Consider the following 10,601-nt stretch of genomic DNA (forward strand, 5'->3'; position numbering starts at 1 on the left):
ATGGGAAAGATCATCCTGTCCAACGCCGTATCCGTGGACGGGTTCTTCGAAGGACCGGACCGGGACATCAGCTGGCACCGGGTGGACGAGGAGCTGCTCCGGCACTTCAATGACGAGATTGGGGCGATGGGCGGGATTATCGAAGGCAGGGTCACGTACCAGCTGATGGAGGAAGTCTGGCCGACGGCTGACCAGGATCCGGAGAGCACCCCGGCCATGGTCGAGTTCGCGGGCATCTGGCGCCGCCTGCCCAAGTTCGTCTTCTCCCGCACCCTCACCACGGCGGGCCCGAACGCGAAGGTGTTTGCCGGCGTCGTTCCTGAAGAAATCCAGGCACTGAAGGCGGAAGCCGGCGGCGACCTCATCATGAGCGGCGCCGACCTTGCCGGAACGTTCATGCGGCACGGCCTGGTGGACGAGTTCCGGATCTACGTCAACCCCGTGGTGATCGGCCAGGGCCGGCGGGTGTTCCAGTCGCCGGACTTCACCGCGGACCTGGATCTGGTGGAGAGCCGCAGCTTCGGCAACGGGGTGGTCCTGCTGCGGTACCAGCGCCGGAACGGCGCCGTTACGCCCGGCCCTTGAGCTTCCGCCAGCCGCCGGCCCGGTTGTCCGCGATCACCGCCCGGAAGATGTCCAGCAGGGCCTCCCCGTTCACGGGATCGGCCTTGTGGAACGCGATGGTGCGCCCCGTCTGGTTGCGGTGGCCGCCGGTGATGATGTGCTGCGGGTCCGGGGCCAGGCCGCCGTCGTACAGGAACACGTTGACGTGGTCCTTGGCCGCGAGGAGTGCACAGATATTGCCGTTCAGCACAAAGTAGGGCTGCACCGTGCGCTTGATGGTCTCCTCCACCCCGGGATCCGCGGCATGCACCAGGTCGCGGACTTGCCGGCAGACCGCCTGCTGCCACTCGGGGAGGGCGTCGATGTACTGGTCAACGCGTGGGTCCTTGGCGTAGTCCATGGCCAGGATCATCTCCTGAATTCGATGCGGACGGAGTTGTCGTCCGGCAGGACGATCACCGTTCCATTCTGCGGCGTCCAGCCGTCATGGAGGAAGAAGAAGCGTCCGCCGCTCAGCACCAGCAGGCGCAGCCCGTCGTACCGGTAGAGGGCCGCGTCCGCGGTGCCAACGTTCACCTCCCTGACCGCGGCCGAGCCGATGCCCAGCGGTTTGGGTGAATACACCTCGGCGCGGGGCATGTACTGCACCCCCTGCTCGTAGTCCACTGCCAGCCGCCGGCCCAGTGCCTGGGCGAAGTCGGCGGTTCCCCAGAAGAGCAGCAGGGTCACGATGCTCAGGACCAGGGTGGTTTCCACCGCGCGCTGCTCGGCGGTGAGGTCCGGGCGTGTGCCGGTCCGGCCCAGCCGGCGAAGATGGACGCACCAGGTGGCCACCAGCACGCCCAACGCCATCAGGTACGGGGTGTAAAGCGCTGCTCTGGCACGCTCCGCGATGGCCAGCAGCAGGCTGGTGCCCACCAGCAGCCCGCTCAGCAGGGCGCCGATGCCGGCCGCCCGGACGATGGCCGCCCGGCCGCGGTCCTCCGCGATGCACCGGCGCAGCCAGCGGTCGAGGGCCAGCCACACCACGGCCAGGACCAGGATGGACACCAGCGGCACGAAGAGCGCGTTGATGCTGATCAGGAGGTAATCCTGCACCGAGTACCCGAACAGGCTCACGTTCAGGCCCATGTGGGCGGCCTGGGCATCCGCGCGGGCCCAGCCGAAGTAGAAGAGCAGCGCCGTTGCCACCGTGAGCGGCGGGCCGACGGCGGCGACCACGCCAAAGGCGCGCGACCAGGAGGAACGCTCACCGCCACTGCCCTCGGTCATGGTGCGGTGCCCGACGGCGGCAGGCACGTGCGTGGGTCCGCGTAGTCCAGGGTGACGGTCCCCTGCACCGGATAGTCGGCGTCGGCCACGGCAACGCTGACCGTGACGGGGCCCGCCGCTTCAATGGGCGGGGCCAGGAAGTAAAGGTCGCCGGGCGGATAGTTGAAATCGTCCGGGCTGTTCCGGAACCCCACGGCTGCGATGGCCGTTCCCACGCTGACGGACCGGATCGACCCTGGCGGCAGGCCTTCAAGGGTTCCCACCAGGACGAGCGCCGCGCCGGCGCACACGGGGGCGGGCGGTGAGTTCCGCATATCGTCCTCGAGGAACTTGAGGTCCGCGGGGCAGGCCGTGCCCTGCCTCGGGACCAGGGTGAACGGCACGGCCGGGTTCTGCCGGCGGAAGCCGGCAATGTTCTGCAGCACTTCGTAGGCAGCCATGGACCAGCAGTCGGACGTTGCCAGGGTTGGTGCGGGGATCGTGGCGAGGGCCGCGGCGCCACTTGCCCAGGCGGCCTGGTCGCCGTTGAGGCCCTGGCACAGCGTCGGTGCCAGCTCCAGCATGGTGGTTGCTGTGGCGGGATCTCCCTGGGTGGTGCAGTTCAGGCCTTTCAGGTCCACGTACCAGACGGGGTCGCCGCGCCCCACCGGGCCGACGGGCAGCCAGTCGAGCACCACGGCCTCCGGCGCCGGTGGCTGGTTGGGCACCGGGGGACCCGGCGGTTGTGGGGGTGGCAGGTTTAGGGACGGAGCGGAAGAAGGGCTCAAAGAAGCCGTGGCGCCTGTGGAACTTGCGGAGCCTCCGGAAGCCGGGATCCCGCCGTCGTCATCGCTGGCGAAGCAGGCGGGCAGAAGCAGCGCGAGGACCGCCGCCCATGCTGGGGCGGCCAAGCGGTGCAGGCCCTCGTTCACTGCCGCATTATGCCGCGGCAGGCGTTACTGCGCCGTTACTGGGCGGCGGCCGGAGAGCGGCGAGCTGTGAGCCGCCGGATCAGGAGGGCAGCGGGGATGATCAGGAACCACAGGAACGGGGTATTGCTGCCCAGCACGAACGCTGCCGGGATGCTGAGCAGGAACACCGCGGGGGCCGTGAGCCTGGCCAGGAACACACGCCGGTGCTCGACGTCGTCCACCGTGTCATCGGTCAGGCCCTTGCGCCAGGCGTAGGTCCACATGCCGGCGAGCGTCAGGTAGACGCCGGAGATGGTGGCGGCGTACAGCACGCTGGGCCATGGACTCGGGTTTCCGCCATAGTCGCTGAGGACGGCGGTGGGCGCGGGGAGCATCACGATGAAGAACAGCAGCAGCATGTTCAGCCACGCGAGCTGCGGGTTGAAGTCCCGGATGCGGAAGAAGTCGTTGTGGTGGGACATCCACACCCGCGCGATGATCAGGAACGAAAGCGCGAACGCCAGCAGTTCCGGAATTGCGCCCGCCAGCTCGGCCGCCAGGCGTTCCGGCGGGATGCCCATGGGCAGCTTGAGGTCCAGCGCCAGGAGCGTGAGGGCGATGGCGAACACCGCGTCGCTGAAGAAAACCATGCGTTCGAGCGGGACCGATTTATCCACGCCAAGACCCCCTGAGCCGAAACACCGATGGCCACATTTTGCCCTATTTCGCTGGCGCTGATTCGGTTCCATAATGGCTTCGTAAGCTTCGGGGACTCCCGCGCTGATGATGGCTGGCGCAGCGGTTCGGATCCCAGGTGGCCGCCCCGGCAGTCGGCGCAAAGGGCGGGCACGCGGCCTGTCCGGAAACGGCACGGCCGGCACAGGGGGAGAGCATCGCCATCAATGCGCAGCAAGGAGATTCGACCATGCTCAAGGATCTGGACGTTATGGCTGTACTGCCCGCCAAGGACATCAACAGGGCCCGGGAGTTCTACCGCGACAAGCTGGGCCTTGAACCCGTCCAGGAGATGGGCCCGGACAACCTGCTCTACAAGTGCGGCAACAGCACGTTCTTCATCTACCAGACGGACAATGCCGGCACCGCAAAGAACACGCAGATGGGCTGGGTGGCCCAGGACTTCGACCGCGAGGTTGAGGAACTGCGGAGCCGCGGCGTGGTCTTCGAAGAGTATGACCAGCCCGGCCTCAAGACCGAGAATGGCGTCGCCACCATGGATGATGTGGGCAAGGGCGCCTGGTTCCTGGACAGCGAGGGCAACATCCTCAACATCTCGTCCATGTAGGTTCGGGTACACCAAACAGTACGACGCCGGCACTTCCCTCCCCGGCACCCCTTCCCAGGGTGCGGGGACGCGGAAGCCCGGCGTCGCCGTCGTGCCCGGCTCTTCTAGGCGGTTGCGGCTGCCGCATACACACGGACCCAATCCACCCGCATCTCACCGGCGCCATTGGCAGTGCTGTCCGGGAACCAGTCCAGTTGCAGGGTTTGGTGCATCGGGCCGGGAGGCTGATGTGTTGGGTCGTAGTCCTCAAACCACTTCACTCCATCGACATAACCGACGATCCCCCTCGGTGACCAGTCGACCGCGTAATTGTGGAACTGGCTGACATCAATAGGCCTGATCGCCTGCGTCTGCAAGTTCGAACAGCCATAGTGGTGGAAGAACTGTATGACGTTCCAGTCGCCGGTGGTCTCCGCGTAGTCAACTTCGCCGTCGCACGGCCAATTCTCGCTGTCGGGCCACAGGATGGATACCAGATGGTATTCGTTGTCACCTGATCCGGCCGCGCGGACTTCCCACCGCCCGTACTTCTGGTTTGCAAACCTCGCGCCCATTCCTGCGGTCGTGCCATCCGGGGTCCCATTCATGACCATCTTGGAACCGTCGACGGTAACCTGCTGCGGGCTCCGTATACCGTTACCCGCGTGGCCGGGGCTGTTGTAGACAATCCACTTCGTGGCGTCCGGCCCGCCCGCGTAATTGAATTCATCACCAGCCACCGGCGCGCCCCAGCCGTGGACCACCGCCGCCTCGGTTGACGGTGCCGTAGCGGGCCCCGTCGTCACCACCAGTTTTGGACGCCGGGCGGAATCCGGAGACTCCTTCGACTTGAAGCCGATCCACTTCTGTGCGTTGCTTTCCAGCTTGAAGTTCTGTTCGCCACCCGTTGGGCTTACGCCTTTGGTAACGTCCCATTCCACCCAAGAGCCATTTGCGAACCCGCCAACCTTTCCCAGCCATGTCCCTCGAGCCGGGGCGTTATTCCAGGTGACGCCCCGTTCGGTCCAGCCGCCAGACGTAGTAAACACATCCACGAACTCACTGGAAGATGCGGAAGCCTCCGAGAATAACCGGAGCTTGGCAGAGACAACGCGTTCGCCAGCGGGAACCTGGATATTGAAGCGTAGTAGTGTGTTCCGCCAGATGTATGCCCGGCCCTCGGTGGACAGACGGACGCTGGTCCCAAAGTTGGTGGCTGCCCTGTCCGCCTGTACAAAGGTGTCCATGGCCAGCGATGTGGTCGCTGCGGCGTGGGCCGATAGCGGAGTGAGAAAAGCGGTTCCAACCAAAATGGACGAAGCAGCCGCCATGAATTTACGCCAGAACATCAGCCCGGCCCCTATCAAAACGATAATTCCTGTTAAAACAGTTATTCCACGCGAAACAATTCCGGTGTGAGGAAAAACTGGAAAGTCGGGCACTGCCGCAACCGCGGATTGGCCACGCCTAATGAACGCTGCCCTGGATAGTCGACATTGCAGGCGGCCCAAGCGCAGCAGGAATTATCGAGCCGGCTCGGTGCGGCGCTTGCCGTGAGGACGGGGGCCTTACTAAGCCATCGGACTTAGCTTGCATTTTCTTGGCTGTTTCTATTGGGGCTTCGATGTATCCAACTGCTTAAAGCCAGCGTCGATCCCCAGCAACAACGATGGCTAATTCCAGATACGCACAGGGTAGACCTGGAGCGGAAGAACGCACAACGATCATCTGTACCTAATTTCAGGCAATGGGCAATAACCCCTATACCTAAACCGGGGAGTGGACAATAACCCCTATACCCAAGGACGCCGGGCCATCATTAAGGGCCCTCCACCAGCCGGAATTCAGCGCTTGGCTGAGGCAGCCAAGGTTAGATGGCAGGCTCACGTTTGCCAGTGAACGCTATCCGGAGGGCGCCGCGGAAGGTCAGCCGGCTCCTGCGGCTGACCACGACCACCGCCGCAAGCCCGGTCAGCAGGACCACGATGCCGCCCGCCGCCACGGACCAGCGCGCGCCGAATTCGCTGCCGATCCAGCCCATCAGCGGCGCGCCCACCGCCGTGCCGCCCTGCAGGATGGCCAGGTAGAGCGCCAGCACCCGGCCGCGGAACTGCGGCTCCACGGAGAGCTGGATGCTGGTGTTGCAGCTGTTCAGGAACGTGATGGACGCCAGGCCCACGGGGATCAGCACGGCGGCGTAGAGCCAGAACGACGGCGACACGCTGCCCAGGAGCGTGAAGGCGCCAAGGCCCAGCGCCCCGCCCAGCAGGAACCTCAGCCGGGGGCCGGACCGGCGTGCGGCGAGCAGTGCGCCGGCGAGCGTGCCCACAGCCATGATGGAGCCGAGGAGGCCGAATTCTCCCGGTCCCACGCCGAACTCGGTGGTGGCCATCAGCGCGTTGGTGATGGGGAAGTTCATGCCGAACGCGCCCAGGATGCCCACCAGGACCATGATCAGCATCAGGTCCGGGCGTCGCCGGACGTAGTTGACGCCTTCGGCCACCTGGTGCTTGCCGCGTTCGGCCCGGACGGTCGGGACCAGCGCGGAGGTGTTGATCAGGAACAGCGAAACGATGACGGCGGCGTAGCTGGCCGCGTTGAGCAGGAAGACCGGTCCGGTGCCCACCCAGGCGATGAGGACGCCGGCGATGGCCGGGCCGGTGAGGCGGGCGGTGTTGAAGGAGGCGGAGTTCAGGGCCACGGCGTTGGAGATGTTGTCCTGGCCCACAAGTTCGGACACGAAGGCCTGCCGGGCGGGGGCGTCGATGGCGCTGGCGATGCCCAGGCAGAGGGCCGCCAGGTAGGCGTGCCAGAGTTCGGCGGTGCCGGTCACCACCAGGAGCCCGATGGCCAGGCCGGTGATGCCCATGGCCAGCTGGGTCCAGAGCAGGATCCTGCGTTTGCGGTAGCGGTCGGCCAGGACGCCACCATAGGGGCCGAGCAGCAGCATGGGCAGGAACTGCAGGCCGGTGGTGATGCCGACGGCGGCTCCGTCGTGGTTGGTGAGGACGGTCAGGACCAGCCAGTCCTGGGCGATCCGCTGCATCCAGGTGCCGATGTTGGACACCAGCGCGCCGCCGGCCCAGATCCGGTAGTTGCGGTTTTCGAGGGCTCGGAACATGGCGCTCATCGGCCGCTCATCTCCTGCATGATGCGGGCGGCGCGGCTGAGGATCCCGCGGTCCTCTTCGCTGAGTCCGGCCACGCGCTGCGCCAGCCAGGCTGTGCGCTGCTCCCTCGCCTCCGCGAGGACTGCCTTTCCGGCGTCGGTGATGTCCACGCGGACCTGGCGGCCGTCGTCGGGATGCGGCGCCCTGGTGACGAAGCCCTGGTCCGAGAGGGCGTTGACGATCCGGGTCATGGACGGCGCCTGGACGTGCTCGCTGTCCGCGAGGGCGCGCAGGGTGCTGGGGCCGTCGCCGTTGAGGAGGGCCAGGACGGTGTACTGGCCGGGGGTGATCACCTCGCCGGTTGCCTCCACGCGGAGCCGGCGCGAGGTGCGCATCACGGCAGTACGGAGGTCGATGGCGAGGGTGTCGGGGGAGGTGGGGTCTGCCTGGGCGTGGTTTTTCGTTTGGCTGGCGGTCATCGGGTCGGGTGCGCCTCCTGGGCGGTAATCGTTAGCAGTGCTAATTAGTCCTGCTAACGATTATGCTCCTGATTGGTTGCGCAGGGCAAGCATTTTCGTGTTGACGTCCGTCACCCTGCGGGGCTGGCTGCTTCTGCCGCGCGCGCGTAGGCTCTGGAGGACCATGACCGAGCACCTGCCCTACGAACTTGTCCGGCGCTACCCGCACTTCGAGTTGCGCCGCTATCCCGATTACGTCGTAGCCGAGGTGAGGGTCAGGGCGGCCTTCGACCGCGCCGGCAACATCGCGTTCCGCCGCCTGTTCAGCTACATCAGCGGGAACAACAGGGCAGGAAGGACGCTGGCCATGACCGCTCCGGTGATCCAGGAGAGCGGGGCGTCGCAGAAGCTCGCCATGACCGCCCCCGTGCTGCAAAGCGGCCCGTTCGACGCGGAAGCCACGGCGCCCGCGGAATATCTTGTTGCCTTCGTGCTCCCTGCGGGCACGACGGCGGAAACGGCTCCCGCCCCCACGGACCCCCGAGTCACGGTGCGGGCAGTGCCCGCGTCACTTACTGCGGCGGTGCGTTTCTCGGGCAGTGGCTCACGCCGCGCCTTTGAACGGCACACCGAGGGTTTGCAGGCAGCGCTCGCCCTGGCTGGGCTGATTCCGGTTGGACCTCCCCGGTTCGCCCGCTTTGATCCACCGTTCAAGCCCTGGTTCCTCCGCCGCAATGAGGTGGTCCAGGACGTTGCGGGGCCGTAGGCGGGACGCGCCCCCGGGCGGGGAGAACCCTGCGAGACTGGAGGCCGATCCACAGACGAAAGCAGGTTCCCCTTGATCACTCTTCAGCAGGACGCCGACGGCTTCGTCCGGATGACCCGGCACTACCCGGCCAGCGTCCGCATCAGGATTGCCTTCGCTGACGGCAGCACCGGGGAGTTCTCCGGGCAGGCACTCAACAAGGCCTATGACGCGGCACTGGCGGAGTTCAGGGCGAAGAACGGCCTGGACGCGCGGGGATACGACCGGACAAAGGCCGGGCGCAAGAACCCCGGCAACAAGGTGGACTATGTTCCGGTGCATCCCGGCATGGGGGAGTAGGGGTACGTCCGCGAGTACCGCCGGTCCTCAACCAAGGGAGTAGCCATGGCACCAACCGCCGCTGCTGTACTGCATGACGGCAGCACCATTCCCGTCACCATCCAGGGAGGCGGGCCGGACCTCCTGCTGCCGGTGCCACTTGCCGGGCATTCGCCGGAGGAAGCCGAAACCATCCTGCAGTGGGGCGCTGATCCGGACCTGGGGCCGAACCTGGTCCAGGGGCTTTCCGCGGCGAACCGTGTGATCGCCGTGGACTACGAGGCGCACCGGATGGCCTTCCCGGCCCCGGACACGCTGACCCCGGAGAATGTGACCGCCGACCTGCTTGCCATCGCCGACGCCGCGGGGGCAGCCACTTTCGCCTACTACGGCTACTCCTGGCTGGGACTGTGTGGTCTCCAGCTCGCCCTCCGGACTGACCGGCTGGGTGCGCTTGCCATGGGAGGGTTCCCTCCCCTCGAAGGACCGTACAAGAGCATGCTGGCCGTGACCCGGGCTGCCCACGACGCAGCGGTACGGGACGCGGCCGCCTGGGCAACGGGGGAGCTGCCCGTGCCCGCCGCGGAGGTTGAACCAGGGGACTGGGACTCGGCCTCCATCCAGGCCAACGAGGACCAGACGCGCCAGTTCCTCACCCTCTATGAGGTTCTCCAGGATTTCGACGACGCCGCGGCGCTGGTCCCGGCCGGCCTGCCCCGGTTGGCGTTCGCCGGAGCCGAAGACCGGATTGACTACTCGCCGCAGTGGGGCGGCGTGCAGGTGCGGATCGGTGACCCGCTGGCCGCGCATGAGCATGAACTCGTCGAAGCCGGCTGGGACGTCCAGGTCCTGCCGGGCCTGGACCATCTCGGGGCGATGCAGAGCTCTGTTGTCCTGCCGCTGCTCAAGGACTGGCTCCGGAAAGTGGGCTGGGCAGCCTGAACCTTCCGGGTTTGTCCTGCGGAAAATGCTATGGTCTACGGCGCTTTTCGTCAGGCGCGTTCCACCGGCAGCCATAGTTCGCAGGTTGCCCTGCTGAAGTCGGGGGCGCGGCCAGTATGCCCACGATGGAGGGCCCGGGCCTCAGCCGCCACGGGTTGGAGGGGAACCAGTCGGCGGCGGTCGCTGCCCTCCGTGTAGTCAGGGTCCACGTCCGCGCTCACCTGCAGCAGCCCTGCAGGTTCCGTGTTGCCCAGTGCCTTGAGGCGGAGATGTTCGGATTCAGGCAAGGAAGCGATGTGCTCCTGGATGTACGGATCGACGCCGTGGTGGATGAGCGGAACGCGGGCTGAGTGGCCCACGAGCCGGAAGGCGGGCTTGTCTGCGATGCGGGTGTCCATGGGTTTGTTCCCTTCTACGGTCAGGCGAAACCTGAGCTGCGGTTGTGTGCGAAGGGGGCCGCCGTTCCGGCGGACCTCGCCAGGGCCGGCACCATGCACGGCCCGGAAGGCCCGGCTGAATGCCTCCGCTGAGCCGTAGCCATAGCGGACCGCAATGCCCAGCAGGTCGCCGCCGCCCAAGACATCGGCCGCGGCAACTGCCATCCGGCGCCGCCGCACATACTCTGACAACGGCATGCCTGCCAATGACGAGAACATCCTCCGCAGGTGGTACTCGCTGGTGCCGAGACTGCCCGACAGGTCGGCAATGTCCAGCTCCTCAGTCAGGTGGTCTTTAATGAGCCCTACCAGCCGGTTAAGAATTCCGATCACGGTTCCCCTTTCCCCTCAATCCTGCTTACCGGCACAGGCTCCCGCCCCACTATCCGTGCCCGATTCAATCGGCTCCGATCCCAGCCGTCCACTGTGCTGCAGGACACAGGAAGTATTTACGACGGCGGGGGGTTGTCTGGGTGGGTTGGTGGGTGGTTTTGGCGCGTGTTTCCGGGGTTTTGGTGGGGTGGTGGGGCCGGGTTGCGGTGGGGTGGGTGGGGGTGTATTGT

General features: G+C 66.3%; 13 protein-coding genes and 1 pseudogene. 6 read left to right on the forward strand and 8 right to left on the reverse strand.

From position 1 onward, the window contains the following. Positions 1-585 (forward strand): dihydrofolate reductase family protein, encoded by a 585-nt coding sequence (locus AC5RT3_RS13950; protein WP_494124455.1) that lies wholly within the window; start codon positions 1-3, stop codon positions 583-585. On the opposite strand, the gene AC5RT3_RS13955 is transcribed toward AC5RT3_RS13950, so the two are convergent. The 4 genes from AC5RT3_RS13955 to AC5RT3_RS13970 all read right to left on the reverse strand — a co-directional run bounded on the left by AC5RT3_RS13955 (position 569) and on the right by AC5RT3_RS13970 (position 3,403). Continuing rightward, positions 569-976, reverse strand: a complete 408-nt coding sequence (locus AC5RT3_RS13955; protein WP_494011599.1) for a DUF1801 domain-containing protein — start codon at positions 974-976, stop codon at positions 569-571. The two genes, AC5RT3_RS13950 and AC5RT3_RS13955, sit on opposite strands and share 17 nt — an antisense overlap. Beyond that, complete coding sequence (locus AC5RT3_RS13960) at positions 973-1,836, reverse strand: hypothetical protein (protein WP_494011598.1); 864 nt, start codon at positions 1,834-1,836, stop codon at positions 973-975. The genes AC5RT3_RS13955 and AC5RT3_RS13960 overlap by 4 nt, the downstream gene beginning before the upstream one ends. Beyond that, on the reverse strand, positions 1,833-2,543 hold the full coding sequence (locus tag AC5RT3_RS13965) for a hypothetical protein (RefSeq protein ID WP_494011597.1): 711 nt from the start codon (positions 2,541-2,543) through the stop codon (positions 1,833-1,835). The genes AC5RT3_RS13960 and AC5RT3_RS13965 overlap by 4 nt, the downstream gene beginning before the upstream one ends. A 239-nt stretch (positions 2,544-2,782) precedes the next feature. Continuing rightward, complete coding sequence (locus AC5RT3_RS13970) at positions 2,783-3,403, reverse strand: TMEM175 family protein (RefSeq protein ID WP_494011596.1); 621 nt, start codon at positions 3,401-3,403, stop codon at positions 2,783-2,785. Positions 3,404-3,651: 248 nt separating this feature from the next. On the opposite strand from AC5RT3_RS13970, the gene AC5RT3_RS13975 reads away from it, so the two are divergent. Beyond that, positions 3,652-4,029, forward strand: a complete 378-nt coding sequence (locus AC5RT3_RS13975; protein ID WP_494011595.1) for a VOC family protein — start codon at positions 3,652-3,654, stop codon at positions 4,027-4,029. A gap of 104 nt (positions 4,030-4,133) precedes the next feature. On the opposite strand, the gene AC5RT3_RS13980 is transcribed toward AC5RT3_RS13975, so the two are convergent. After that, entirely contained in the window at positions 4,134-5,255 is a 1,122-nt protein-coding gene (locus AC5RT3_RS13980; protein ID WP_494124463.1) for a CBM96 family carbohydrate-binding protein, read from the reverse strand. Between AC5RT3_RS13980 and AC5RT3_RS13985 the strand changes: the two genes are divergently transcribed. Continuing rightward, positions 5,254-5,427 (forward strand): hypothetical protein, encoded by a 174-nt coding sequence (locus tag AC5RT3_RS13985; RefSeq protein ID WP_494124464.1) that lies wholly within the window; start codon positions 5,254-5,256, stop codon positions 5,425-5,427. The genes AC5RT3_RS13980 and AC5RT3_RS13985 overlap by 2 nt on opposite strands. A gap of 451 nt (positions 5,428-5,878) precedes the next feature. On the opposite strand, the gene AC5RT3_RS13990 is transcribed toward AC5RT3_RS13985, so the two are convergent. Both AC5RT3_RS13990 and AC5RT3_RS13995 read right to left on the reverse strand, forming a co-directional pair. Further along, positions 5,879-7,138, reverse strand: a complete 1,260-nt coding sequence (locus AC5RT3_RS13990; protein WP_494124456.1) for an MFS transporter — start codon at positions 7,136-7,138, stop codon at positions 5,879-5,881. Then, the gene (locus AC5RT3_RS13995) at positions 7,135-7,596 is read right to left on the reverse strand and encodes a MarR family winged helix-turn-helix transcriptional regulator (protein ID WP_494124457.1); all 462 of its coding nucleotides are present in this window, start codon (positions 7,594-7,596) and stop codon (positions 7,135-7,137) included. The genes AC5RT3_RS13990 and AC5RT3_RS13995 overlap by 4 nt, the downstream gene beginning before the upstream one ends. Before the next feature lie 163 nt (positions 7,597-7,759). On the opposite strand from AC5RT3_RS13995, the gene AC5RT3_RS14000 reads away from it, so the two are divergent. From AC5RT3_RS14000 to AC5RT3_RS14010, 3 genes are all read left to right on the forward strand, one after another. After that, positions 7,760-8,341 carry an SOUL family heme-binding protein gene (locus AC5RT3_RS14000; RefSeq protein WP_494124458.1) on the forward strand — a complete coding sequence of 194 codons (582 nt, stop codon included), beginning with the start codon at positions 7,760-7,762 and terminating at the stop codon, positions 8,339-8,341. 72 nt (positions 8,342-8,413) lie between these two features. After that, a complete protein-coding gene (locus AC5RT3_RS14005; protein ID WP_494052905.1) occupies positions 8,414-8,680 on the forward strand; it encodes a hypothetical protein in 267 nt (88 codons plus the stop codon). A gap of 45 nt (positions 8,681-8,725) precedes the next feature. Further along, a complete protein-coding gene (locus AC5RT3_RS14010) occupies positions 8,726-9,601 on the forward strand; it encodes an alpha/beta hydrolase (RefSeq protein ID WP_494124459.1) in 876 nt (291 codons plus the stop codon). 50 nt (positions 9,602-9,651) lie between these two features. Here AC5RT3_RS14010 and AC5RT3_RS14015 read toward each other — a convergent pair. Further along, positions 9,652-10,371: pseudogene (locus tag AC5RT3_RS14015) on the reverse strand (helix-turn-helix domain-containing protein). Positions 10,372-10,601: the final 230 nt, after the last annotated feature.

The organism is Arthrobacter sp. Y3221159, assembly GCF_059089885.1.

Bases quoted from the DNA above. Each gene is read 5' to 3' on its own strand.
- AC5RT3_RS13950 (WP_494124455.1), top strand. From the start codon at position 1: ATGGGAAAGATCATCCTGTCCAACGCCGTATCCGTGGACGGGTTCTTC.
- AC5RT3_RS13955 (WP_494011599.1), bottom strand. From the start codon at position 976: ATGATCCTGGCCATGGACTACGCCAAGGACCCACGCGTTGACCAGTAC.
- AC5RT3_RS13960 (WP_494011598.1), bottom strand. From the start codon at position 1,836: ATGACCGAGGGCAGTGGCGGTGAGCGTTCCTCCTGGTCGCGCGCCTTT.
- AC5RT3_RS13975 (WP_494011595.1), top strand. From the start codon at position 3,652: ATGCTCAAGGATCTGGACGTTATGGCTGTACTGCCCGCCAAGGACATC.
- AC5RT3_RS13985 (WP_494124464.1), top strand. From the start codon at position 5,254: ATGGCCAGCGATGTGGTCGCTGCGGCGTGGGCCGATAGCGGAGTGAGA.
- AC5RT3_RS13980 (WP_494124463.1), bottom strand. From the start codon at position 5,255: ATGGACACCTTTGTACAGGCGGACAGGGCAGCCACCAACTTTGGGACC.
- AC5RT3_RS13990 (WP_494124456.1), bottom strand. From the start codon at position 7,138: ATGAGCGCCATGTTCCGAGCCCTCGAAAACCGCAACTACCGGATCTGG.
- AC5RT3_RS13995 (WP_494124457.1), bottom strand. From the start codon at position 7,596: ATGACCGCCAGCCAAACGAAAAACCACGCCCAGGCAGACCCCACCTCC.
- AC5RT3_RS14000 (WP_494124458.1), top strand. From the start codon at position 7,760: ATGACCGAGCACCTGCCCTACGAACTTGTCCGGCGCTACCCGCACTTC.
- AC5RT3_RS14010 (WP_494124459.1), top strand. From the start codon at position 8,726: ATGGCACCAACCGCCGCTGCTGTACTGCATGACGGCAGCACCATTCCC.